This window comes from Shinella zoogloeoides (genome assembly GCF_003574625.1).
Classification (GTDB): domain Bacteria; phylum Pseudomonadota; class Alphaproteobacteria; order Rhizobiales; family Rhizobiaceae; genus Shinella; species Shinella zoogloeoides_A.
On sequence record NZ_QNUJ01000008.1, the window covers coordinates 130011 to 154278 of the forward strand.

Consider the following 24268-nt stretch of genomic DNA (forward strand, 5'->3'; position numbering starts at 1 on the left):
TCCAGGATACAGATGTCCAGACCCCGCAAACCCAAGGGCCGGCCGGTTTCCGGCTGGCTGATCCTCGACAAGCCGTTCGACTTCGGCTCGACCGAGGCCGTCTCCAAGATCAAGTGGCTGTTCAAGGCGCAGAAGGCCGGCCATGCCGGCACGCTCGATCCGCTCGCCTCCGGCATGCTGCCGATCGCGCTGGGCGACGCCACCAAGACCGTTCCCTATGTCATGGACGGCCGCAAGATCTACGAATTCACGGTGACCTGGGGCGAGGAGCGCACGACGGACGACCTCGAGGGCGAGGTGACTGAGACATCCGAAAAGCGCCCGACCGCCGACGAGATCAAGGCGATCCTCGGCGACTATACCGGCGTCATCCGGCAGGTTCCCCCGCAATTCTCCGCCATCAAGATTGACGGCGAGCGCGCCTATGACCTCGCCCGTGAGGGCGAGACGGTCGAGATCCCCTCCCGCGAGGTGGAAATCCATCGCCTGACGCTGGTGGGCTCGGACGAAAATACGGCCGCCTTCGAGGTCGAATGCGGCAAGGGCACCTATGTGCGCGCGCTTGCCCGTGACTTCGGCCGCCAGCTCGGCTGCTACGGCCACATCTCGGCGCTACGCCGCACCTTCGTCGCCCCCTTCGGCGAGGACGATATGGTGCCGCTCGCGGACCTGACGGCACTGGAGAAGATCGAGGACGACGCAGAACGGCTTGCGGCGCTCGACGTCTTCCTCATCGATACCGGCGAGGCCCTGTCGAGCCTGCCGCAGATCGTCGTCAACGATGACCAGGCGCACCGCCTGCGCATGGGCAACCCGATCATCGTCCGCGGCCGCGATGCGCCCGTTTCGGCGGACGAGGCCTATGCCACGGCGCGCGGAAAGCTGATCGCCATCGGCGAGATCGGCGGCGGCGAGTTCCGTCCCAAGCGGGTTTTCGCAGGCTAATAATAAGGGGGCGGAACGAAACGCCTCCGACTTGATTTCACCACAAGCTATTGGCTTTATGGGCCGGCGAGGTCCGTTCGAGGACGGGCGCGACGGCGCTTGGCCGCCGGGCCGGCTCGCAGGCGAGGGGTGAAGGGGCTGGCCGTTGACGATGACGCCGAACGACCGAACGGTATCCGCCGGAAATGTGGAGAGCGGCGCTGGCGAGGCCCGCAGGCGCATGCATCATCCGGTCGCCTTCTATCTCGTCTGCCTCATCCTCGTCGCCGTCATTCCGGCCTTCCTGTTCTCGATCATCGTCCTCAAGCGCACCAACGAGGCGCAGGAGCGCATCTTCGAATCGCTGCTGCGCACCTCGACGAGCGCCGTGAACCGCGCCGTCGAGCGCGAGATCTCCGGCATGTTCTCGACGCTGAATTTCCTCTCGACGTCGGACAGCCTGCAGAAGGGCGACTACGCCGCCCTGCACAGGCAGGCGAGCAAGGCGCTCGAAGGCACCGACATCTATTTCATCCTCATCGACCCGACGATGCACCAGATCCTCAACACGCGCGTGCCCTACGGCACGGCGCTGAGCGCGGCGTCGGAGCCGGTTTCGGCGGGGCTCGCGCTGTCGCGCGGCGAGCGCATGGTCTCCGACCTCTTCTTCGGCAAGACCGCCCAGCAATGGGTCTTCAACGTCTACCAGCCGATGCGCCTTCACAACGGCCAGCAGGTGCTGCTGACGCTGACCAAGAATGCCGAAGCGCTGCGGCGCGCGGTCAATCCGGATATCCTCTCGCCCGGCTGGAATGCGGCGGTGCTCGATACCGAGGGCAAGGTCATCGTCTCGACGGACGAGAAGCAGAAGGCGGGTCAGCCGTTCTTCCTGCGTGTCGTGCCCTCGCTTCGCCTCGGCGTCAGCACGATGCGCCAGGACGATGTCAACTACCAGGTCGTCACCGAATTCTCCTCGCTGGCCGGCTGGCGGATGATCGCCTGGGCGAAATCCTCCGATGTGCAGGCACCCGCGGTCTCCTCCTTCCTCTGGCTCACCATCGGCGGGGCGGTCTTCGCGGCGCTGGCGGCGGCGGGCGCCGTCGGCATCGCGCGCGTCCTATCGCGCGACGTGCGGCTGCTGGCGCATGACGCGCGCCGGCTTGGCCGCGGCGAGCGCGTCGCCTCGCGCCGCTATGCGATCTCCGAGCTGGAGACGGTCTCCCGCGCGCTCGCCGAGGCGGCCGATGCCCGCGTGAAGTCGGAAAACGAGGTGCGCTTCCTGATGCGCGAAGTCGCCCACCGCTCGAAGAACCAGCTCACCGTCATCCAGGCCATGCTGAACCAGTCGGTGGCGGGCGCGGAGAATGCCGGCGACTTCGCCGAGACCTTCCGCCGGCGCGTTTCGGGCCTTGCCCGCTCGACCGACCTGATGATCGCCAATGCGACGCAGGGCGTGAACCTCGCCGAACTGGCCCGCAACCAGCTCAAGCCCTTCACGCCCGACGATACGAGCCGGGTGCGCATCGCCGGCCCCGCCGTGCTGCTCGATCCGCAGGCCTCCCAGACACTCGGCATGGCGCTGCACGAGCTGTCGACCAATGCCACCAAATACGGCGCGCTTGCCAACGACACCGGCATCGTCTCGCTGAGCTGGGTGACGGCCGGCGAGAACCTCGACCTCGTCTGGCTCGAAAGCCGCGCGACGATCGACAAGCAGGCCATAGCGGACAGCCGCAAGGGCTTCGGCAGCGTGGTGCTGGAGCGCATGCTCGGCATGGCGCTCGACGCGACGCTGGAATTCATCGTGCACGACGACGGCATCGAATGGCGGGTGACGATCCCGCTCGCCCGCCTGCGCGACGAGGAGGCTCACCAGCCGGGTTCCTCCGAATGACGAAAGTTGGTCCTTCCTCCCTGCCGGGGTTCACGCCATGACGCCTCTCCTGCGGGCGGCCACCGCCGCCGCCATCCTTGCGGCCGCCGTAACGCCCGCCCTTGCCGCCGGCGAATGCGTGGTCGACGATCCGACCGGCACGCCGCTCAATGTCCGCTCCGCGCCGAACGGGCCGATCCTGACGACGCTGCGGAACGGCACGCGGCTGGAGGTGATCGAGGAAACGAGGGTCGGCGCCAAGCGCTGGCTTTTCGTCTCGCGCGGGGGCGAGCGGCTCGGCTGGGTCTTCGGCGCCTATGTCGTCTGCCCGAAGGGCGGCGATGCGCCCGATCTGGCGCCGAGCCAGCCGGCCAGCCGCTTCTGACGGGCGCCGGGCGGCGGTTGATCGCGGCCCCTTCCATTTCGCCCGCTAATGGTTTATAGGCACCGCCAGCAATGCGGGCCTGCCCGCTTGCCTTCACGGCCATCGCTGGACGACATCCCGGCTTTTGGCGACCTTTGTTCCCATTCATGAAAGGACATACGATGTCGATCACTGCTGAGCGCAAGGCTGCGCTGATCAAGGAATACGCCACCAAGGAAGGCGACACCGGTTCTCCGGAAGTACAGGTCGCGATCCTGACCGAGCGTATCAACAACCTGACCGGCCACTTCAAGGACCACAAGAAGGACAACCACTCCCGTCGTGGCCTTCTGACGCTGGTTTCCAGCCGCCGCTCGCTTCTTGACTACCTCAAGAAGAAGGACGAAGCCCGTTACAGCAAGCTGATTGCTGCCCTCGGTATTCGCCGCTAAGCAATTTCGGCGGGCGTTCCTCGTGAACGCCCGCCGCTTTCTTTTGCGGAAGAAATTTCCGCCGTACCGCTTCGTCAGTGCCGGCTGCGGCCGCCTCGCGGAACGGGATTTTCCAGCAGGCCGGATGGGCCGGTCCTGCGGAACCAACCGATGGCCTGTCATGGGGCAGGATTGCAGGATGCTTCGGGCGCGGAACGCCACCACGGAAGCCTCCCGCTGTCTTGCCCATGATGCGTCACGAACACGGATAGACCACCTGCGCCTTTTCGGGCGGCGGTGCGCGTATCCGTCAAGAAGGACAAGACATGTTCGATACCCATACGGTTGAAATCGAGTGGGCCGGCCGTCCGCTCAAGCTGGAAACCGGCAAGATCGCCCGTCAGGCTGACGGCGCGGTTCTCGCGACCTACGGCGAAACCGTCGTTCTCGCCACCGTCGTTTCCGCCAAGGCGCCGAAGCCGGGCCAGGATTTCTTCCCGCTGACCGTCAACTACCAGGAAAAGACCTACGCCGCCGGCAAGATCCCGGGTGGCTACTTCAAGCGTGAAGGCCGTCCGTCGGAAAAGGAAACGCTGGTTTCCCGCCTGATCGACCGTCCGATCCGCCCGCTCTTCCCGGAAGGCTACAAGAACGACACGCAGGTCGTCGTCACGGTCGTCCAGCATGACCTCGAGAACGATCCCGACGTCCTGTCGATGGTTGCCGCTTCCGCCGCACTGACGATCTCCGGCGTTCCCTTCATGGGCCCGGTCGGCGCCGCTCGCGTTGGCTACATCAACGGCGAATACGTCCTGAACCCGCATCTCGACGAGATGGACGAGTCGGTTCTCGACCTCGTCGTCGCCGGCACGCAGGACGCCGTCCTGATGGTCGAATCCGAAGCCAAGGAACTGAACGAAGACGTCATGCTCGGCGCCGTCATGTTCGGTCACAAGGGCTTCCAGCCGGTCATCGACGCGATCATCAAGCTCGCTGAAGTGGCCGCGAAGGAACCGCGCGACTTCCAGCCGGAAGACTATTCCGAACTCGAAGCCGAAATGCTCGGCCTTGCCGAAACGGAACTGCGCGCCGCCTACAAGATCACCCAGAAGGCTGATCGCTACGCCGCCGTCGACGCCGTCAAGGCCAAGGTGAAGGCACACTTCCTGCCGGAAGGCGTCGAGCCGAAGTACACCGCCGAAGTCGTCGGCGCCGTCTTCAAGCACCTGCAGGCCAAGATCGTTCGCTGGAACATCCTCGACACCAAGAGCCGCATCGACGGCCGCGATCTCGAAACCGTTCGCGCCATCGTTTCGGAAGTCGGTATCCTGCCGCGCACGCACGGCTCGGCTCTCTTTACCCGCGGTGAAACCCAGGCCGTGGTCGTTGCCACGCTCGGCACCGGCGAAGACGAGCAGTATGTCGACAGCCTGACCGGCATGTACAAGGAACGCTTCCTGCTGCACTACAACTTCCCGCCCTACTCGGTCGGTGAAACGGGCCGCATGGGCTCCCCGGGCCGCCGCGAAATCGGTCACGGCAAGCTCGCCTGGCGCGCTATCCGCCCGATGCTGCCGACGGCGGAACAGTTCCCCTACACGCTGCGCGTCGTCTCCGAGATCACCGAGTCGAACGGCTCGTCCTCGATGGCCACCGTCTGCGGCACCTCGCTCGCTCTGATGGACGCCGGCGTTCCGCTGGCAAAGCCGGTTGCCGGTATCGCCATGGGCCTCATCCTCGAAGGCGACCGCTATGCGGTTCTCTCCGACATCCTTGGTGACGAAGACCACCTCGGCGATATGGACTTCAAGGTCGCCGGCACCGCCGACGGCATCACCTCGCTGCAGATGGACATCAAGATCGCCGGTATCACCGAAGAGATCATGAAGGTCGCGCTCAGCCAGGCGCAGGGCGGCCGCAAGCACATCCTCGGCGAAATGGCCCACGCCATCTCCGAAGGCCGCAGCCAGCTCGGCGAATTCGCACCGCGCATCGAAGTCATGAACATCCCGGTCGACAAGATCCGTGAAGTCATCGGCACGGGCGGCAAGGTCATCCGCGAAATCGTCGAGAAGACCGGCGCCAAGATCAACATCGAAGACGACGGCACGATCAAGATCGCATCCTCGTCCGGCAAGGAGATCGAAGCGGCCCGCAAGTGGATCCACTCCATCGTCGCGGAACCGGAAGTCGGCATGATCTACGAAGGCACGGTCGTGAAGACCGCCGACTTCGGCGCCTTCGTCAACTTCTTCGGCCCGCGCGACGGCCTCGTGCACATCTCGCAGCTCGCTCAGGAGCGCGTTGCCAAGACCTCCGACGTCGTCAAGGAAGGCGACAAGGTCTGGGTCAAGCTGATGGGCTTCGACGAGCGCGGCAAGGTTCGCCTCTCCATGAAGGTCGTCGATCAGGCGACCGGCAAGGAAATCGCCGCCGACAAGAAGGGCGACGGCGAAGCCGCCGAGTAATCGGACAACAATGCATGAAGGGGGCGCGGAGCGGCACGTTCCGCGCCCCTTTTCTTTTTAGTAGACCAATCATCCGCCGAAAGCCGACCATGACCCGCGACGCCCTGAAAACTCTGTTCCATCCCTTCGCCTCCGGCACGCTCGGCCTGCCGGGTGAGGGGGAACGCTACCTCTTCCTCGGCGCGGAAGCCGGCCAGCGCCCGCCGGAAGGCTTTGGCGCGTCCCTGGAGGCGGTGCAGCCGCTACGCTCGCTCTATCGCGGGCTGGAAGCCGTGCGCGCACCGGTCAAGCCCGTCATCGAGGGCGAGGATTTCGACGGCGCGCTCATCCTGATGACCAAGCACAAGGGCGAGAACGAGAACCGTATCGCCGAAGCCCTGCGCCGTGTGCGCACGGGCGGCCTGATCGTCGTTGCCGGCGGCAAGGAAGACGGCGTGCAGTCCATGCGCAAGCGTCTCGACCAGCTCGGCCTGACGGGTGACTCCATGCCGAAGTACCACGGCCTCGCCATCTGGTTCGCCCGGCCGGAAGATCCGGCGGAGGCAATCTCCAAGCTCGCGGCCAAGCCGGTGCGCATCGCTGGCCGCTTCACCGCGGCGCCCGGCATGTTCTCGCATGATCGCATCGATGAAGGCTCCGAACTGCTCGCCACGCGCATCCCGGAGGATTTCAACGGCCACGCCGCCGATTTCGGCGCGGGCTGGGGCTATCTCTCCGTCATGTTCGGCGGCCGCGCGCCGCACGCGAAGGGCATCGATGTCTTCGAGGCGCATTACGAGGCGCTGGAAGCCGCCAAGGAGAACATGGCGGAGAACTGCCCGAACATCCCGGCGCGCTTCTACTGGTTCGACCTGACGGCGGAAACGCCGCGCGACCACTACGACCTCATCGTCATGAACCCGCCCTTCCATGAGGGCCATGCCGCCGACCATTCGCTCGGCGCCGGCATGATCCGCATGGCGGCGAAGTCGCTGAAGATCGGCGGCCGCCTGCTGATGGTCGCCAATCGCGGCCTGCCCTACGAGCCGGTGCTGAAGGAAGCCTTCAAGGAAAGCGGTGAGCTTTGCCGCAACGCCCGCTTCAAGGTGCTGTGGGGCAAGCGCTGAGCCTTACAGAGGCAGCGCGAAGCTCTGCTTGACCGTTTCGCTCGGCATATCCGTCTTGACGGTCTGGATGCCGTTCCTGCGGGTGAGATGCGTCGACTGGAAGCGACGATAGTCTTCCAGATCCGAGACGACGACGCGCAGCAGTGCGTCGCTCTCGCCGAGCATGATATAGCACTCCACCACCTCCGGCAGCCGCTTCATCGCGGCGATGAAATGGTCGATGGTCTCGGCATCCTGCGCCGTCAGGGAGATGCGCGCGAACATGGAAAGCTGCAGCCCCACCTTCGCCTGATCCACGACCGCGACATAGCGGTCGATGATACCGGCCTCCTCCAATAGCTTCACCCTGCGCAGGCAGGGGGAGGGCGACAGGCCGACCCGTCTTCCAAGCTCGACATTCTGCAGGCGGCCATCCTGTTGCAGCTCGCGCAGGATACGGCGGTCGATATCGTCGAGCTGCATTGAAATCCTCACAAACGTTCAAGCCATCCAGCGGCATCGAATGCCAAATTCTTCTCCATTGCTGGCATCTTCGCAACCCCGTTGCGCATGGGGCGGCATAGGCTGCCGATGTCTGGGTGAGGAGAGCAGGATGGACTGGGCTTGGATAATGGCGGCATCGGGCTTTGCCTTCGCCATGGCGGGCACGCCGGGGCCGAACAATACGATGGTGACGGCATCGGGCGCCAACTACGGCTTCCGTCGCACCCTCCCGGTCGCAATAGGCATGGGCATCGGCGTGGCAGCCATCATCTTCACTGTGGCGGCGGCAGGCGGCGCGGTTGTCTCGGACCCGCGCGTGCATCTGGTGCTGAAATGGATCGGCATCGCCTATCTGCTCTGGCTCGCCTGGCGCATCGCGACGGCTCCGGTCGGCCTCTCGTCCGGGAGCAGCCGGCAGCGACCGTTCACCTTCGTCGAAGGCGCATTGCTGCAGCTCGTCAATCCGAAGCTCTGGGTGATGGTCGCGGGCGCTGTGGTGACTTATGGCGGGGGCGTTGCCGGGGACCTTGCGATCCCATTCGCCTTCGCCGTCATCTTCGGCGGTGCGACACTGATAAGCACGCTGGCTTGGGCCGGTATCGGCGTCGGCGCGGGGCGCTTCATGACGGGGGAGCGCAGCCTGAAACTGTTCAACAGAGCCATGGCGCTGCTGCTGGTGCTGTCGCTTGTGCCGGTCGTGTTCGACTGAGCACAAAGAGAAACGGCGCGAAGGAGACCTTCGCGCCGTGTGTGCCTTATTCGCTGTCCGCTTTCGCCAGCCGCTCCAGCGTCGGCATGGAGGTGATGTTGTAGCCGGCATCCACATAGTGGATTTCGCCGGTAACGCCGCTCGACATGTCCGAGAGCAGGTAGAGCGCCGAATTGCCGACATCCTCGATGGTGACGGTGCGGCGGAGCGGGGCATTCTTCTGCTGCCAGGAGAGCATGGCGCGGGCGTCGGAAATGCCGGCGCCGGCCAGCGTGCGGATCGGCCCGGCGGAGATCGCGTTGACGCGAATGCCTTGCGGGCCGTAGTCGCCGGCAAGGTAGCGCACGGAGGCTTCCAGCGCGGCCTTGGCGACGCCCATGACGTTGTAGTTCGGCATGATACGAACCGAGCCGCCATAGGTCAGCGTCAGCATCGAGCCGCCGTCCGTCATCAGGTCCGCCGCGCGCTTGGCGATCTCCGTGAAGGAGAAGCAGGAGATGACCATGGTGCGCGAGAAGTTGTCGCGCGAGGTGTCGGCGTAGAGGCCCTTCAGCTCGTTCTTGTCGGAAAAGCCGATGGCGTGCACGACGAAGTCGAGCTTGCCCCACTTTTCCCGGATCGCGTCGATCGTCGCATCCACCGAGGCGATGTCCTCGACGTCGCAGGGAATGACGAAGTCCGAGCCGAGTTCGGCGGCGAGCGGCTTCACGCGCTTGCCGAGCGCTTCACCCTGGTAGGTGAAGGCGAGCTCGGCGCCCGCGCCGGCCAGCTTCTGGGCGATGCCCCAGGCGATGGAGTGGTTGTTCGCGACCCCCATGATGAGGCCGCGCTTGCCGTTCATGATCCCCGTCATGCGTGTCATCCGTTGTGACGCTGGAAGACCAGCGTGGCGTTCGTGCCGCCGAAGCCGAAGGAGTTGGAGAGAACCGTGTCGATCTTCGCATTGTCGATGCGCTTGCGCACGATCGGAACGCCGTCGAATTCCGGGTCCAGTTCGGTGATATGCGCGCTTTCGCCGATAAAGCCGGCCTGCATCATCAGGAGGCCGTAGATCGATTCCTGCACGCCGGCAGCGCCCAGCGAATGGCCGGTCAGCGACTTGGTCGACTGGATATGCGGAATCTTGTCGCCGAAGACTTCGCGGATCGCGCCGATCTCCTTCGAGTCGCCGACGGGCGTCGAGGTGCCGTGCGTGTTGATGTAGTCGACATCGCCCTTCACCGTGGCAAGCGCCTGGCGCATGCAGCGCATTGCGCCTTCGCCGGACGGGGCCACCATGTCGTAGCCGTCGGAGGTCGCGCCGTAGCCGACGATCTCGGCATAGATCTTCGCGCCGCGGGCCTTGGCGTGCTCCAGATCCTCGAGGACGAGGACGCCAGCGCCGCCGGCGATGACGAAGCCGTCGCGGCTGATGTCATAGGCGCGCGAGGCGGTGGACGGCGTGTCGTTGTACTTGGAGGACATGGCGCCCATGGCGTCGAAGAGGTTCGACATGGTCCAGTCGAGGTCTTCGTGGCCGCCGGCGAACATGATGTCCTGCTTGCCCCACTGGATCATCTCGGCGGCATTGCCGATGCAGTGCGCCGAGGTCGAGCAGGCCGACGAGATGGAATAGTTGACGCCGTGGATCTTGAACCAGGTGGCGAGCGTCGCAGATGCCGTCGAGGACATCGCCTTCGGCACGGCGAACGGGCCGATGCGCTTGGGCGAGTTGTTCTTGATGGTGATATCGGCCGCCTCGATCAGCGTGCGGGTGGACGGGCCGCCCGAACCCATGATGATGCCGGCGCGCGGATTGGCCGAGTATTCGGTCTCTTCAAGGCCGGAATCGGCGATCGCCTGCTTCATGGCGACGTGGTTCCACGCACCGCCCTGCGAGAGGAAGCGGGCCGCGCGGCGGTCGACGAGATCGGTCGTGTCGATGTTGGGCGAGCCCCAGACCTGGCACTTGAAGCCATGGTCGGCGAAGTCCTGGCTGAAGCCGATGCCCGAGCGCGCATCGCGCAGCGATGCCGTCACTTCGTCCGCATTGTTCCCGATGGAGGATACGATCCCCAGACCCGTGACAACTACCCGTCTCATATTCCTGACCTTTTCTTGAACGTCTCGTGGCGGGGGCGGCGCGCCGCCCCCGAGGCTTTCCGCCTCAGGCTTCCTTGTCCTTCGACAGGCCGACGCGCAGGTCGGTCGCCTGGTAGATGGTCTCGCCGTCGGCCTTCAGCCAGCCGTCCGCCGTGCCGAGCACGAGGCGGCCGCGCATGACGCGCTTGAAGTCGATGCCGTATTCCAGAAGCTTGGTGTCCGGCCGGACCATGCCCTTGAACTTCACCTCGCCGGTGGAGAGCGCCATGCCGCGGCCGGGCTCGCCGAGCCAGCCGAGGAAGAAGCCGGTGAGCTGCCACATGCCGTCGAGGCCGAGGCAGCCGGGCATGATCGGGTTGCCCTGGAAATGACAGGGGAAGTACCAGTCGTCGGGCTTCACGTCGTATTCGGCGCGGATATAGCCCTTGTCGAAGGCGCCGCCCGTCTCGGAAATGTCAGTGATGCGGTGGACCATCAGCATCGGCGGCAGAGGAAGCTGCGCATTGCCCGGGCCGAAAAGCTCGCCGCGGCCGCAGGACAGGATTTCCTCGTAGTTGTAGCTGGATTGCCTGGTCGTCATCGAATGTCTCATCCCCGGTCTTGTACACGCTTGTTCAGCGCTAGATTTAGAGGAGGCGAGGCGGAATTTAAAGCGCCCGATCCCTCCCGTTTTGTCGCCGCACCCGTTTTGGGCGAGACGTTAATTCAGCAGTCCGCATACATGATGCGTGCGGTGACAGCCAGCGCAAATTGCCTTGGGCGGGGCCAAGGCCCCGGTTTTCCGCATGTTGCGCGCCCATCGGGCGCTGCAATCCTGGCCCATTGGGCGTTGCAATCCTATTGAATCCCGGCAGCGCTAAAGTTATATCGAAAGCTCAAGATTGTTGTTCAAGGCCAGACAAGCGGATCGCTCGCCCATGACGCATGCACACGAGTTGCCCATCGAAGAGCGCCTGCGCCATTCCGGCCTGCGCCCGACGCGCCAGCGCGTGGCCCTTGCCGACCTCCTGTTCGCCAAGGGCGACCGCCACCTGACGGTGGAGGAACTGCACGAGGAAGCCGTCACGGCCGGCGTGCCGGTCTCGCTGGCGACGGTCTACAACACGCTGCACCAGTTCACCGAGGCCGGCCTCATCCGCGTCCTGGCGGTGGAAAGCGCGAAGACCTATTTCGACACCAATGTCTCGGATCATCACCATTTCTTCGTGGAGGGCGAGAACCACGTCCTCGACATCCCGGTGAGCAATATCGAGATCGGCAACCTGCCGGAGCCGCCCGAGGGCATGGAGATCGCGCATGTCGACGTGATCATCCGCCTGCGCCCGCGCAAGGCCTGATCCTTCTCACATGACATCGTCCGGATGCCGCCCCGGCCGGGGCTTGTAGACCGGAAAGCGCCAGCCGAAGCGCAGGGCCCCGCCGCGAACGATGAAGGCGGCGCCCATGCCGATCGCCGAGGCGACCCACAGCGGCGCCCCCGCGACGGTGGCCCCCGTGAAGGCCGCGGCGCCGATCAGCGCTGCCGTGATGTAGACCTCCGGCCGCAGCAGCACCGAGGGCTCGTTGGCGAGGAGATCGCGGATGATGCCGCCGAAGCTTGCCGTCAGCACGCCGGTGGTGATGGCGACGGTCGGCGAGCCGGTGGCCGCATAGCCCTTCGCCGCGCCCATCACGCAATAGGCCGAGACGCCCATGGCATCGAGCCAGAGCAGCAGCCGGTAGCGCGACTCGATGCGGTGCGCGAGCACGAAGACGACCAGCGCCACCGTCACGCAGACGATGAGATAGGTCGGGTTCACCACCCAGAAGACGGGTATCCCGAGGATGACATCGCGGAACGTGCCGCCGCCGATGCCGGTCGCGGCGGCGAGGAACAGGAAGCCGATGATGTCGAGCTGCTTGCGCGAGGCCGAAAGCGCGCCCGTCGCGGCGAAGACGGCAACGCCCGTATAATCGAGCAGTTCAAGGATCGTCACGTCTTCCCCCTTATTCGCCGGGCCCCCAGCAGGCCAAGCCTCGCGACAGCTTTGCTGCCTAAAGCTGTTCCGGCAAGGTGCGTCCGGAATCGCCGACTGCAAAGGTGCGCGCGGCAGAATCACGCCGCATGCCGCACCCGGCCGCATAATGACCGAATCGCCCGCCATGGAAAGGTTTGAGAGATGGCCATCCGCATGAGTTTCCTCGCGCTCCTCTGCGCCGCGCTCGTCGCGGCCGCCACGCCCGTTCGCGCGGCCGAGATCGTGCCGGATGCCATGGCCGCCGTTCAGGCGGAAGTTGCCAAGCGCTGCAAGACGGCCGTCTATGGCGAGGACTTCGCCGAGAGCGTCGATTTCAACAACGACCGGCAGACGGACGCGATCTTCAATCTCGGGGCGGTGAACTGCGACGGCGTCCCGGGCGGCCTGTGCGGCAATGTCGGCTGCCCGCACGAATTCTATATCCGCGTGGCCGAAGGCGGCTATTTCCTCGCCGCCACGGCCGATCTCTACGGCTACGAGATGAAGAAGCGCTTCGGCAACATGGTGCTGGAGCTCAAGGCCAATGCGGCAAGCTGCGGCCGGAGCGACGACGAGTATTGCATCATGACCATCCGCGTGCGGAACACCCGCTTCGAGACGATCTCGAAGAAGTGACCTATTGCGGAAGCAGCGTATGCGTGCGGCCCGCGAGGTAATAGAAGAGCAGTCCCGTCCATTCGCGCAGCGCCGTCGTCATGAGCTGGCTGTTGGCCGATGGCTGGGAGAAATCGAGCCCGAGGCCCGCCCGCCCGCTCGTGCGGTAATCCGTCGGCCAGGGCTGCACGGCAAGGCCGAGCTTGCGGAAGAGGCCGACCGACCGCGGCATGTGGAAGGCTGACGTCACCAGCAGGCAGTTCCCGAGATTGTTATCGGCAAGCAGCGCCTGGGTATTGGCGGCGTTCTCGAACGTGTCGCGGGAGGCTTCCTCGCGGATCAGCCGTGTCGCGGGCACGCCGAACGCCTCGAAGAAGCGCATGCCGACCACGGCGTCACCCTCATAGGCCCCGCTGAACGATCCGTCGCCGCCGGAAATCAGGATGCGCGCTTCGGGAAACTCCCGCGCCAGCCGCAGCGTTTCGACGAAGCGGTCGCCGGCCTGCGTCATCTCGAAGCCGCCGCGCGCCGCGATGATCTCCGATTCGAACCCGCCGCCGAGCGTGATGATGCAGGAGGGTCCTCCGCTGGCAAGCTCGGCGCGCGGAATGCGGTCTTCCAGCACCTGCAGGAGCACCGAACCGGTCGAGGTGAAGAGCGTCACGAAGAGGAGGAGCGCGGCCATCGTCCCCGCCAGCGTCCCGATGCGCCGCCAGCCCAGCCGGCCCGCGGCAAGGCCGATGACGAGCAGCGTAAAGGTGAGGGAAAGCGGCTGGGCGAGAAGCCAGAAGATCTTCGAAATGTAGAAGGTCACGTCACGCCCATCCTACCCGTTCCGTCATGCGGGTGCGGTCGCTGGGGCCGCCCCCTTGCCGCGCCGCAGATAGAGGATGCCGGCGGCAAGCGCAATGCCGGCGGCAAGAACCGCGATGGCGACGAGCGGCCGATAGGCGATCCACGCTATGGCGATGACCGCGGGGCCGACGAGCAGGGTGAGGATGAGCGCGATCGCCGTGGTGCCGAAGCGCACGATGGAACCGACGAAGGGCACGATGTCGGCGACCACGCCGAAGATGGAGAGGATGAAGGCGAAGCCGACGAGGAGCCCGATCAGCCCGCCGATGCGCACCGCCCAGGTGATGATCGTGTTTTCGCTCTGCGCCGCGTCGAACATGGCGGCCGCGTCGGAAATGCCGGCCTCGCTGAGGAAGAGCTCGCGCCCGTTCGTCGTCTTGTAGGGAACGAGACCCGTGCCTCGCTGCGCGCCGACGAAGCTCGCCTCGGAAACATCCGAGCGTTCGAAGCGGATGCGGATGTCGCCGATCTGCGGATCCTGCGGGTTGAGCGAGAAGACGGCCGCGCCGGCCACCACGGAGACGGGCTTGCCGAGCGAAACGGCCTCGCCGAGCCGGCTCGCCTCGGCCGCGCCGAGCGGCACGGTACGTTCCTCGCCGAGGCGGGCGACCGCGCGGCCCTCGATGCTGAAGGCGCCGATCGTCGCCGAGGGAACGGAGAAGCGCGCATCCGCGACCGGCTTCCGCGGATTGTCGTGGCCCGGCTGGCGGAAGCTGCCGGAGCTGATCTCGTCGCGGCTCCATTCCTTGCGGTAGGAATAGGTGGTGACGGTTTCCTCGCTGCCGCCGAGTTGCTTGCGCGTCTCGGACTGCGAGCTTTCGGCCCATTGATACATCTCGACGATGCGCTCGAGGCCGGCCGCGCCCTCGGCGGAAATGCCGAGCATATCGTCCTGCGGCACGCCGACCGGCTTCACCGGCCCGGAAATATGCACGAGCCTGCCGTCATTGGCCGGATCGACGCTGCCATTGTCGAGGGAAACGACGAGCCCGGCGCCCTCGACGAGGGCCCGGTAGGTCTTCACCGAGCGGCCCTCGTTCCAGAAGAGAAGCCAGATGCAGGCGACAAGCAGGATGAAGCCGACCAATATCTTGATCAGCGCCCCCTTCAGCCTGGAAAACCAGGAGGTGGTCGTCGTTTCCGTAAAGCTCATGAAGTCCCCCGACAAGCCCGGCATTTTCCCCTGAAACGCGTAGCACGCCATGCTTATTCGCGGTTCCTGAATTGCGCAAGACGGGAACTTTCAGGCCGGCTCATCCGTTTATTCGACGCGAATAAAAGGGAGCACATCCATGACCGAGAACCGGGAAGACCGCATCCGCAGACGCGCCTACGAACTCTGGCAGCAGGAAGGCTCGCCCGAGGGCAAGCCGGACGACCATTGGCTGCAGGCGGAGCATGAAATCGACCATGGCGACGGCGAGATCGGCGGCGACGACGAGCCGAATCTCGCAGCGCTTCGCGAAGCCGCCCGCCAGCACAACGACACCTTCATCGTAAAGACCGACCTGGAGGACGCCGACCAGCGTGAGGCGACGCCCGGCATGCGCGAGCAGCCGTAAGGCGGCGAGGACATTTTCGGGCCCTTCGACATCCGATCCGTTTCTGGCTGTACAATCGCGACAGTCACGGCGAGACTTTTGCCGATGATTCGGGGGGCACTATGAAAAATGTTCCGGCAACCGCGCTCGTGCTGGCCTTCGCCGGCCTCGGCATCCAGCCCACCATGGCAGGCGACCTTGTCGATGAGGTCCGCCTCGGCGTGAGCGGGGTCGTAAAGGGCGATCACGACAAGGGTGCCGTCGGCTCGGCCGAAATCTACTTCGCGCCTTTCCACTCGTCCGAGACCGGTCTTGCCAAGGCCCTGCTCGAACCGCGCGTCCAGGTCGGCGTGTCGGGTGGCGCGGACGCGACGGACCAGGCCTATCTCGGCCTCAACTGGCACGTGCCGATCACCGAGACCTTCTTCGCCGAGGTCGGCGCGGGCGGCACGGTGCATAACGGCAATCTCGACAGCGGAACCGGCCCGCTCCTCGGCTGCCGCCTCCTCTTTCGCGAGCACGCCGCGCTCGGCATGCGCGTCACCGACAACGTCAACCTGATGGCGACCGTCGACCACTCGTCCCACGCCAACCTCTGCGACGGCCCCAACGACGGCATCACCCACGCCGGCGTGAGCATCGGGGTAAAGTTCTAGGACGGAATACGGCAGCGGTTGTGTAGCGCTGTAGAAAGATCATTCTGCGGGAAGGTTTGGTGGAGCTAAGCGGGATCGAACCGCTGACCTCTTGCATGCCATGCAAGCGCTCTCCCAGCTGAGCTATAGCCCCATAACGGGTCCGGCAGAGCCGGTTTCCGGGAACCGAAGCGGCGTTGCCGTTCGGTGTGCGGCTTATTACTTCCGGGTTTCGGAGATGGCAAGCCGAAAAATGAAATCCGGCCGATTTTTTTGAAACCGGCCGGATTATCAAGGTCTTAAGCTTCGTCTTCGTCGCCGGTGACGCCGATGAGGTCGCTCATGTCGTCATCGTCGTCGTCTTCGTCCTGTTCCAGGAACGTGTCGTCGTCGTCGCCGTCGATTTCGACGTCGTCATCGCCGAGATCCGGCAGGTCGTCGCCGCCGGATGCATCCTCGTCGGCATCCTCGAGCGAGACGAGTTCGACTTCCGTGTTCTCGGTATCGACTTCGTTGGTGTCCTCTTCCTCTTCCTTTTCGAGGACGGCAGCAGCCGAGGTCTCTTCGAAGAAGGAGAGCGGATAGGTCTTGCCCGTGTAGGGCGAAACGATCGGGTCGCGGTTCAGGTCGTAGAACTTCTTGCCCGTTTCCGGGTCGATGCGCTTGGTGCCGAGTTCCGGTTTTGCCACTGTCAAAGCCTCTCAGGTGCCGTTCGTTTGTCGGCGGGGCCGGTGTTTCCGGCGTGTTGAAGGGGAAAATGATTAGCCGGTCCCCTTAATCGTCTTGGGCTATCCTGTCAAAGCCAAACTTCGCGGGACCCGGTGACGGCCTTTCTGCCGAATGTTTTCGGGCAGGATGATGACGCTTTAAATCGTTTGTGATAGCAAGCCCGCACTTTCCCGGGCGATCCCGCCGGGGAACCGTGGAACTACAAGGAAGACGCCCATGTCGCACGGCGCTGTCGCACGGCCCGCAATCGCCCGCAAATCCTCCGGCCTTTCCGGAACCGTCCGCATTCCCGGCGACAAGTCGATTTCGCACCGTTCCTTCATGTTCGGCGGCCTTGCCAGCGGCGAGACGCGCATCACGGGCCTGCTCGAGGGCGAGGACGTCATCAATACGGGCAAGGCCATGCAGGCCATGGGCGCCAGGATACGCAAGGAAGGCGACACCTGGATCATCAACGGCGTCGGTAATGGCGCTCTGCTGGCACCGAAGGCGCCGCTCGATTTCGGCAATGCCGGCACCGGCTGCCGCCTCACCATGGGTCTCGTCGGCGTCTACGATTTCGATTCCACCTTCATCGGCGATGCCTCGCTGACCAAGCGTCCGATGGGCCGTGTGCTCAACCCGCTGCGCGAAATGGGCGTGCAGGTCACCTCTGCAGAAGGTGATCGCCTGCCGGTGACGCTGCGCGGGCCAAAAACGCCGACGCCGATCACCTATCGCGTGCCGATGGCCTCCGCTCAGGTGAAGTCCGCCGTGCTGCTCGCCGGCCTCAACACGCCCGGTATCACGACCGTCATCGAGCCGATCATGACGCGCGACCACACCGAGAAGATGCTGCAGGGTTTTGGCGCGAACCTGACGGTCGATACCGATGCCGACGGCGTACGCACCATTCGTCTCGAAGGCCGCGGCAAGCTCACCGGCCAGGTCATCGACGTGCCGGGCGACCCGTCCTCGACGGCCTTCCCGCTGGTTGCCGCGCTGCTCGTTCCGGGCTCCGACGTGACCATTCTCAACGTGCTGATGAACCCGACCCGCACCGGCCTCATCCTGACGCTGCAGGAAATGGGCGCTGACATCGAGGTCCTGAATGCGCGCCTTGCCGGCGGCGAGGACATGGCGGACCTGCGCGTCCGCTCGTCCGCGCTGAAGGGTGTTACGGTGCCGGAAGACCGCGCGCCGTCGATGATCGACGAATATCCGGTCCTCGCCGTGGCGGCCGCCTTTGCCGAAGGCACGACCGTCATGAACGGCCTCGACGAGCTGCGCGTCAAGGAAAGCGACCGCCTTTCGGCCGTCGCCGATGGCCTCAAGCTCAACGGCGTCGATTGCGACGAGGGCGAAGCATCGCTCGTCGTGCGCGGCCGCCCGGACGGCAAGGGTCTCGGCAATGCCTCGGGCGCTGCCGTCGCGACCTATCTCGACCACCGCATCGCCATGAGCTTCCTCGTCATGGGTCTCGTCTCGGAGAATCCGGTGACGGTCGACGACGCCACGATGATCGCCACGAGCTTCCCCGAATTCATGGACCTGATGACCGGCCTCGGCGCGAAGATCGAGCTTCACGATACGAAGGCCGCCTGATGACCTTCACCATCGCCATCGACGGTCCCGCCGCCGCCGGCAAGGGCACGCTCTCCCGCCGCATCGCGGAGGTGTACGGCTTCCATCACCTCGATACGGGGCTGACCTATCGGGCGACGGCGAAGGCCCTGCTGGATCGTGGCCTGCCGCTCGACGACGAGGCGGTCGCGGCCGATGTGGCGAAGAACCTCGATCTAGGCGGGCTCGATCGTTCCGTGCTGTCGGCCCACGCCATCGGCGAGGCGGCCTCGAAGATCGCTGTCATGCCCTCGGTGCGCCGGGCGCTGGTCGAGGCGCAGCAGGGTTTTGCCGCACGCGAACCGGGCACGGTGCTCGACGGGCGCGATATCGGCACGGTCGTCTGCCCGGATGCGCCGGTGAAGCTCTATGTCACGGCCTCGGCCGAAGTGCGCGCCAAGCGCCGCTTCGACGAGATCGTCGCCGGCGGCGGGGTGGCCGATTACGGGACGATCCTTGAGGATATCCGCCGCCGCGACGAGCGCGACATGGGCCGGGCGGACAGTCCGCTGAAGCCCGCTGACGATGCGCACTTGCTCGATACCTCGGAAATGAGTATAGAGGCGGCGTTTTCCGCGGCAAAGTCGTTCATCGACGCCGCGCTTAAGCACCAGTAACGCCAGGAAAAGTGCGCAAGCGGTTTTCCGTCCGGTGTTGCGAAACATAAGAACAAGGCCTGTCCCCGCGCCGGATTTGCTGCCCAAGGGTAGCGGATTGAGCCTCGTTCATCACCAACGCTAACCCCCGGCGCTCGTGCCTTTGGCACATCAGGAGTTTCAATGTCTCAAGCAAACCCCACGCGCGAAGATTTCGCAGCCCTTCTGCAGGAATCCTTCGCCGCTAACGATCTCGCCGAAGGCTATGTCGCCAAGGGCATCGTTACCGCGATCGAAAAGGACGTCGCCATCGTCGACGTCGGCCTCAAGGTTGAAGGTCGCGTTCCGCTGAAGGAATTCGGCGCCAAGTCCAAGGACGGCACGCTGAAGGTCGGCGACGAAGTCGAAGTCTACGTCGAGCGCATCGAAAACGCGCTTGGTGAAGCTGTTCTCTCGCGCGAAAAGGCTCGCCGCGAAGAAAGCTGGGCCAAGCTCGAAGTCAAGTTCGAAGCCGGCGAGCGCGTCGAAGGCGTCATCTTCAACCAGGTCAAGGGTGGCTTCACCGTCGATCTCGACGGCGCCGTTGCCTTCCTGCCGCGTTCGCAGGTCGACATCCGTCCGATCCGCGACGTCACGCCGCTCATGCACAACCCGCAGCCCTTCGAAATCCTCAAGATGGACAAGCGCCGCGGCAACATCGTCGTTTCGCGCCGCACGGTTCTGGAAGAGTCGCGCGCCGAGCAGCGTTCTGAAATCGTTCAGAACCTCGAAGAAGGCCAGGTTGTTGACGGCGTCGTCAAGAACATCACCGATTACGGTGCGTTCGTCGACCTCGGCGGCATCGACGGCCTGCTGCACGTCACCGACATGGCCTGGCGCCGCGTCAACCATCCGTCGGAAATCCTGTCCATTGGCCAGCAGGTCAAGGTTCAGATCATCCGCATCAACCAGGAAACCCACCGCATCTCGCTCGGCATGAAGCAGCTCGAGTCGGATCCGTGGGATGGCATCGGCACGAAGTACCCGGTCGGCAAGAAGATCTCCGGTACCGTCACGAACATCACCGACTACGGTGCGTTCGTCGAGCTGGAGCCGGGCATCGAAGGCCTGATCCACATCTCCGAAATGTCCTGGACCAAGAAGAACGTACACCCCGGCAAGATCCTGTCCACGAGCCAGGAAGTCGACGTTGTCGTTCTCGAAGTCGACCCGACGAAGCGCCGCATCTCGCTCGGTCTCAAGCAGACCCTCGAGAACCCGTGGCAGGCCTTCGCGCACAGCCACCCGGCTGGCACGGAAGTCGAAGGCGAAGTCAAGAACAAGACCGAATTCGGTCTGTTCATCGGCCTCGACGGCGACGTGGACGGCATGGTTCACCTGTCGGACCTCGACTGGAACCGTCCGGGCGAGCAGGTCATCGAAGAGTTCAACAAGGGCGACGTCGTCAAGGCTGTCGTTCTGGATGTGGACGTCGACAAGGAGCGCATCTCGCTCGGCATCAAGCAGCTCGGCCGTGACTCGGTCGGCGAAGCTGCTGCTTCCGGCGACCTGCGCAAGAACGCAGTCGTTTCGGCTGAAGTCATCGCGGTCAACGATGGCGGCATCGAAGTGAAGCTCGTCAACCACGAAGACATCACCGCGTTCATCCGTCGCGGCGACCTGTCGCGTGACCGTGACGAACAGCGTCCGGAGCGTTTCTCGGTCGGCCAGACCGTCGACGCCCGCGTCCTGAGCTTCTCGAAGAAGGATCGCAAGATCCAGCTTTCGATCAAGGCGCTGGAAATCGCCGAAGAGAAGGAAGCCGTCGCACAGTTCGGTTCGTCCGACTCGGGCGCTTCGCTCGGCGACATCCTCGGCGCGGCTCTGAAGAACCGCAACAACGCCGAGTAAGCCTTCGCTTACGAAATGAAGAGCCCGCGGGGAGCGATCCCCGCGGGCTTTTTCTTTGGAGATTTGTCAGGTCCAGTAGTCGCCGAGCTTCTGGTAGAAGACGAGGCCGGGCTCCAGAACGCCGACCATCTCCGCCGTCTTCTCGCGACGGCGCGCCATGTCTGCGCTTTCGGGCTCTTCGCCCGGGGCGTCGCCCTCCGCTTCCGCTTCCGCCTCGCCGCCGCCGTCTTCGCCTTGGTTTTCCTCGCCAGCCTCGTCCTGCTCCGCCTCGCGCGGTTCCGGCCATTCGACATTCTCTTCGGCCGGCAGGTAGGGCACGAAGGCGAGCGGCACGCCCTCGCGCAGCATCGGCGTTGCCACAAGCCTTTCCGGCGTGGCGTCGGCGAGCACCACGGCGGGGGCGGCCCAGCGCGCCTGCTGCAGGGGCAGCGGCTTGTCGGGCTCGCCCGCCGGGCGCGGCTGTGTCGAATGCGTCGTCTCCGGCTGTGCCTTGCCGCCTGTCCGGGCGCCGTCCTCGGCCTGACCGCGGACCATCTGGGCGAGCTCCTGCTCGACCTCCGGCCCGAAGGGGCGTTCGAGCAGCGTGCGCAGGAAGCTCGCCTCTTCCGGCGAAAGGTTTTCCATCAGATGTGCGACGGCCTGCATGAGCATTTCGGGCGGCATGTCCCGCGTCACGGCCTGCAAGACGCCACGCGCGAGCGCCTGGCCGGCTGCATTGGCGATCTGCGCCCGCACCGGCGTCTCGGCGCGCTTCGCGATGGGGGCGGGTGCATCCAGTTCTTCGGCGCTGCCTTGATGGCGGAGCGTCGCGGCGGCGGCTTCCAGCGGTTCCTGTCCTGCGGCCTTTGCGGCGGGCAGGCGCGGTTCCGCGCGGGCCGACCCGCCGGTCGCGACGGCGGCTCGGCTCTGGAGGGGCAGCGGCTCGTCGGCCTCGGCCGTGTCGGCGGGCAGGGCGCGTGGCCTGCTGTTGCCGTCGAGATCGAAGATGCGCTTCAGCACGGTCTGGAGCGCGCGGGCATCGCCGGGCGTCTGCCCGGCCTGCTGCGTGCCGTCGTGGCGCGCGACCGCGGCAAGCTGCTGGGCGGTGAGCGCGACCGGCTTCTGCTGGCGTTCGGCAGCGCCGCCGGCAAGCGTCTCGGCCGGCAGGCTGGTTGTCAGGAGATTGGCGAGCTTCTGCGCTTCCGGCCCGTTCGGATTGCGCACGACCTCGACGAGGCTGCGCGTCGGCATGGCGGAAAGCACGGTGCCGATCAGCTTTTCCACGCTCGGGCGCAGCTCCGGCGGCAGCCTTGTGATGATGTCGGCGAGCTTGCGGCCGCCTTCCCCGCCGGGCATGGACTTCAGGAGGGTAAGCAGCGTCTCGAGGAGATCGCGGCCGGGATCGGTCCCGCCGGCCGGCGGCATGTGCTTCAGCATGGTCTCGATGAGGCGCAGGAGCACTTCGGCGCGCAGATTGGCAAGGGCGGCGGCGGAAAGCTGCGGCTTGACGGCGGCATCGGCCGTCCCGCCCGCCTGAAGGGCAGGGGTGGACTGCGCTGTGCCGGTCGTCGGTGCCACATGCGGCAGCATGCCCGCCTCCTGTTCGCCCTGCCGATGCCGTCCATCGCAAGGGCCTGCCAATGTTCCATCGTCCGTCGGATGGCGCATCATGCGCGACGCTGCGAAGTGACAAGCTGTCGGCCCGGCGAACCGGGCATTCATGCGGGGGCGGCGGGAAGAACCGGCAGAGCACTGGACCGCTGACTGTGCGGGACGGGAAACCCGGAACGCCGAACAACGCTTTGGTTCCTACCATTGGCATTTTATGGTTAACGAAATGCTAACGGACCATGAATACTTCGCAGATGCAGTAGAACGGCGAGGTTGCTTTCGCAGCGCCCTTGCCCCTTATGCTCGGCTCGCGTAAATCTTCCCGGCACTGTTGGCCGGAGGCGGGCGGCGGATGCGGCGGAGACCCCTGATGAACCTCACCAACCTCATCCTCAATACCGACAGCTACAAGTTCAGCCACTACCTGCAATATCCGCCGCAAACGCAGGCGATCTCCTCCTATGTCGAGGCGCGCGGCCATTCCGACCATGCCGAGGTGCTGTTCTTCGGCCTCCAGATGTTCCTCAAGGAATACCTGTCGAAGCCCGTGACGCTTTCGGACATCGACGAGGCGGAGGCGATCGTCACCGCCCATGGCCTGCCGTTCAACCGCGAAGGCTGGGAACATATTGTCCACAAGCACGGCGGCTACCTGCCGCTCCTCATCGAGGCGCTGCCGGAGGGCACGCTGGTGCGCCGCGGCGTGCCGGTGGCGCAGGTGGTCAACACGGACCCGGCCTGCTTCTGGCTGACCTCCTATATCGAGACCGCGCTGCTGCGCGCCATCTGGTATCCGAGCACGGTCGCTTCCAATTCGCGCAAGGTGAAGCAGATCATCCAGCCCATCCTGGAAAAGACCTGCGAAGACCCGGCCGCGGTGCTGCCCTTCCGCCTGCATGATTTCGGCGCGCGCGGCACGACGAGCTTCGAGCAGGCCGGCATCGGCGGCGTCGCCCATCTCGTCAATTTCATGGGCACGGATACGGTGACCGGCGTGCTCTATGCCCGCCGCTACTACGGCGCGGACATGGCCGGCTTCTCGATCCCGGCCTCCGAGCACTCGACCATGACCTCCTGGGGTCAGGACCGCGAGGCGGAAGCCTATGGCAACATGATCGACCAGTTCGGCAGCAAGGGGCTCTATGCCGTCGTGTCGGACAGCTACGACATCAACAATGCCGTTTCGGAGATCTGGGGCAAGCAGCTCAAGGACCGCGTGCAGGCGGCCGGCGGCACGCTCGTCGTGCGTCCCGACAGCGGCGATCCGGTGGAAACCCCGGTGCAGGTGGTGCGCCAGCTCGCCTATGCCTTCGGCACGCATCTCAATGCAAAGGGCTACAAGGTGCTCGACAACAGCGTGCGCGTCATCCAGGGCGACGGCATCTCGCCCGCCGATATCGGCCTCATCCTCGGCCGGCTGGAGGCCTTCGGCTTCTCGGCGGAGAACATCGCCTTCGGCATGGGCGCGGGGCTGCTCCAGCGCGTCAATCGCGATACCTATTCCTTCGCCATGAAGGCCAATGCCCGGCAGGACACCAAGGGCGCCTGGCACGACGTCTACAAGCGCCCGGCGACCATGAACGTCAAGGCCTCCAAGGCCGGCCGACAGGCGGTGGTCGAAGGCTATCTCGGCCCGGAAGCGGCGCGCGTCGACCAGCTTGCCGGCCGGCAGAACCTGTTGCAGCCGGTCTGGCGCGACGGAAGGCTGCTGGTGGACTGGACCCTCGACGAGGTGCGCGCCCGCGCCGTCTGAGGCCCTTGCGGTCCGGCCCCGGCCG

At 65.2% G+C, this 24268-nt stretch carries 24 protein-coding genes and 1 tRNA gene; 15 read left to right on the forward strand and 10 right to left on the reverse strand.

Features of this window, described 5'->3' with window-relative positions:
* The first annotated feature begins 12 nt into the window (after window positions 1-12).
* From truB to DSD28_RS17095, 6 genes are all read left to right on the forward strand, one after another.
* Entirely contained in the window at window positions 13-945 is a 933-nt protein-coding gene (gene truB, locus DSD28_RS17070) for a tRNA pseudouridine(55) synthase TruB (RefSeq protein WP_119257627.1), read from the forward strand.
* A 151-nt stretch (window positions 946-1096) separates the two neighbouring features.
* Entirely contained in the window at window positions 1097-2818 is a 1722-nt protein-coding gene (locus tag DSD28_RS17075; protein ID WP_119257773.1) for a sensor histidine kinase, read from the forward strand.
* A gap of 37 nt (window positions 2819-2855) precedes the next feature.
* Window positions 2856-3182 carry an SH3 domain-containing protein gene (locus DSD28_RS17080; RefSeq protein WP_119257628.1) on the forward strand — a complete coding sequence of 109 codons (327 nt, stop codon included), beginning with the start codon at window positions 2856-2858 and terminating at the stop codon, window positions 3180-3182.
* Between the two features lie 161 nt (window positions 3183-3343).
* On the forward strand, window positions 3344-3613 hold the full coding sequence (gene rpsO / locus DSD28_RS17085) for a 30S ribosomal protein S15 (RefSeq protein WP_119257629.1): 270 nt from the start codon (window positions 3344-3346) through the stop codon (window positions 3611-3613).
* A 305-nt stretch (window positions 3614-3918) separates the two neighbouring features.
* Window positions 3919-6060, forward strand: coding sequence for a polyribonucleotide nucleotidyltransferase (gene pnp / locus DSD28_RS17090; protein ID WP_119257630.1), 2142 nt, complete (start codon window positions 3919-3921; stop codon window positions 6058-6060).
* An 89-nt stretch (window positions 6061-6149) separates the two neighbouring features.
* A complete protein-coding gene (locus tag DSD28_RS17095) occupies window positions 6150-7166 on the forward strand; it encodes a class I SAM-dependent methyltransferase (RefSeq protein WP_119257631.1) in 1017 nt (338 codons plus the stop codon).
* A 3-nt stretch (window positions 7167-7169) separates the two neighbouring features.
* Here the strand turns inward: DSD28_RS17095 and DSD28_RS17100 are convergent, their stop codons facing one another.
* A complete protein-coding gene (locus DSD28_RS17100) occupies window positions 7170-7628 on the reverse strand; it encodes an Lrp/AsnC family transcriptional regulator (RefSeq protein WP_119257632.1) in 459 nt (152 codons plus the stop codon).
* A gap of 130 nt (window positions 7629-7758) precedes the next feature.
* Between DSD28_RS17100 and DSD28_RS17105 the strand changes: the two genes are divergently transcribed.
* The gene (locus DSD28_RS17105; RefSeq protein WP_162911440.1) at window positions 7759-8358 is read left to right on the forward strand and encodes a LysE family translocator; all 600 of its coding nucleotides are present in this window, start codon (window positions 7759-7761) and stop codon (window positions 8356-8358) included.
* A 46-nt stretch (window positions 8359-8404) separates the two neighbouring features.
* Here DSD28_RS17105 and fabI read toward each other — a convergent pair whose 3' ends face one another.
* The 3 genes from fabI to fabA all read right to left on the reverse strand — a co-directional run bounded on the left by fabI (window position 8405) and on the right by fabA (window position 11020).
* A complete protein-coding gene (fabI, locus tag DSD28_RS17110) occupies window positions 8405-9211 on the reverse strand; it encodes an enoyl-ACP reductase FabI (RefSeq protein ID WP_119257634.1) in 807 nt (268 codons plus the stop codon).
* 5 nt (window positions 9212-9216) lie between these two features.
* Window positions 9217-10440 (reverse strand): beta-ketoacyl-ACP synthase I, encoded by a 1224-nt coding sequence (gene fabB / locus DSD28_RS17115; protein WP_119257635.1) that lies wholly within the window; start codon window positions 10438-10440, stop codon window positions 9217-9219.
* Between the two features lie 64 nt (window positions 10441-10504).
* Entirely contained in the window at window positions 10505-11020 is a 516-nt protein-coding gene (gene fabA / locus DSD28_RS17120) for a 3-hydroxyacyl-[acyl-carrier-protein] dehydratase FabA (RefSeq protein WP_119257636.1), read from the reverse strand.
* Window positions 11021-11357: 337 nt separating this feature from the next.
* On the opposite strand from fabA, the gene irrA reads away from it, so the two are divergent.
* Window positions 11358-11777 (forward strand): iron response transcriptional regulator IrrA, encoded by a 420-nt coding sequence (gene irrA, locus DSD28_RS17125; RefSeq protein WP_119257637.1) that lies wholly within the window; start codon window positions 11358-11360, stop codon window positions 11775-11777.
* Window positions 11778-11783: 6 nt separating this feature from the next.
* Here the strand turns inward: irrA and DSD28_RS17130 are convergent, their stop codons facing one another.
* Entirely contained in the window at window positions 11784-12416 is a 633-nt protein-coding gene (locus tag DSD28_RS17130; RefSeq protein ID WP_119257638.1) for a trimeric intracellular cation channel family protein, read from the reverse strand.
* A gap of 183 nt (window positions 12417-12599) precedes the next feature.
* On the opposite strand from DSD28_RS17130, the gene DSD28_RS17135 reads away from it, so the two are divergent.
* The gene (locus DSD28_RS17135) at window positions 12600-13073 is read left to right on the forward strand and encodes a hypothetical protein (RefSeq protein ID WP_119257639.1); all 474 of its coding nucleotides are present in this window, start codon (window positions 12600-12602) and stop codon (window positions 13071-13073) included.
* A gap of 1 nt (window position 13074) precedes the next feature.
* Here the strand turns inward: DSD28_RS17135 and DSD28_RS17140 are convergent, their stop codons facing one another.
* Both DSD28_RS17140 and DSD28_RS17145 read right to left on the reverse strand, forming a co-directional pair.
* Window positions 13075-13866: a YdcF family protein gene (locus tag DSD28_RS17140; RefSeq protein WP_119257640.1), complete on the reverse strand. Its 792-nt coding sequence runs from the start codon at window positions 13864-13866 to the stop codon at window positions 13075-13077.
* Window positions 13867-13890: 24 nt separating this feature from the next.
* Window positions 13891-15060, reverse strand: coding sequence for a TMEM43 family protein (locus tag DSD28_RS17145; RefSeq protein ID WP_119257641.1), 1170 nt, complete (start codon window positions 15058-15060; stop codon window positions 13891-13893).
* A 121-nt stretch (window positions 15061-15181) separates the two neighbouring features.
* On the opposite strand from DSD28_RS17145, the gene DSD28_RS17150 reads away from it, so the two are divergent.
* Both DSD28_RS17150 and DSD28_RS17155 read left to right on the forward strand, forming a co-directional pair.
* Entirely contained in the window at window positions 15182-15469 is a 288-nt protein-coding gene (locus DSD28_RS17150; protein WP_245424867.1) for a DUF2934 domain-containing protein, read from the forward strand.
* Between the two features lie 101 nt (window positions 15470-15570).
* Window positions 15571-16104 (forward strand): acyloxyacyl hydrolase, encoded by a 534-nt coding sequence (locus DSD28_RS17155; protein WP_119257643.1) that lies wholly within the window; start codon window positions 15571-15573, stop codon window positions 16102-16104.
* Window positions 16105-16161: 57 nt separating this feature from the next.
* Here DSD28_RS17155 and DSD28_RS17160 read toward each other — a convergent pair.
* Both DSD28_RS17160 and DSD28_RS17165 read right to left on the reverse strand, forming a co-directional pair.
* Window positions 16162-16237, reverse strand: a tRNA-Ala gene (locus DSD28_RS17160).
* A gap of 145 nt (window positions 16238-16382) precedes the next feature.
* On the reverse strand, window positions 16383-16772 hold the full coding sequence (locus DSD28_RS17165) for a TIGR02300 family protein (protein ID WP_119257644.1): 390 nt from the start codon (window positions 16770-16772) through the stop codon (window positions 16383-16385).
* A gap of 256 nt (window positions 16773-17028) precedes the next feature.
* Here DSD28_RS17165 and aroA point away from each other — a divergent pair, with 256 nt between their 5' ends.
* From aroA to rpsA, 3 genes are all read left to right on the forward strand, one after another.
* Window positions 17029-18396 carry a 3-phosphoshikimate 1-carboxyvinyltransferase gene (aroA, locus tag DSD28_RS17170; protein WP_119257645.1) on the forward strand — a complete coding sequence of 456 codons (1368 nt, stop codon included), beginning with the start codon at window positions 17029-17031 and terminating at the stop codon, window positions 18394-18396.
* Complete coding sequence (cmk, locus tag DSD28_RS17175; RefSeq protein WP_119257646.1) at window positions 18396-19031, forward strand: (d)CMP kinase; 636 nt, start codon at window positions 18396-18398, stop codon at window positions 19029-19031. Before aroA ends, cmk begins: the two co-directional genes overlap by 1 nt.
* A gap of 162 nt (window positions 19032-19193) precedes the next feature.
* A complete protein-coding gene (gene rpsA, locus DSD28_RS17180) occupies window positions 19194-20900 on the forward strand; it encodes a 30S ribosomal protein S1 (protein ID WP_119257647.1) in 1707 nt (568 codons plus the stop codon).
* 66 nt (window positions 20901-20966) lie between these two features.
* Here rpsA and DSD28_RS17185 read toward each other — a convergent pair whose 3' ends face one another.
* On the reverse strand, window positions 20967-22469 hold the full coding sequence (locus DSD28_RS17185; protein WP_119257648.1) for a hypothetical protein: 1503 nt from the start codon (window positions 22467-22469) through the stop codon (window positions 20967-20969).
* A 391-nt stretch (window positions 22470-22860) separates the two neighbouring features.
* Here DSD28_RS17185 and DSD28_RS17190 point away from each other — a divergent pair, with 391 nt between their 5' ends.
* Window positions 22861-24243, forward strand: a complete 1383-nt coding sequence (locus DSD28_RS17190) for a nicotinate phosphoribosyltransferase (protein ID WP_119257649.1) — start codon at window positions 22861-22863, stop codon at window positions 24241-24243.
* Window positions 24244-24268 lie beyond the last annotated feature (25 nt).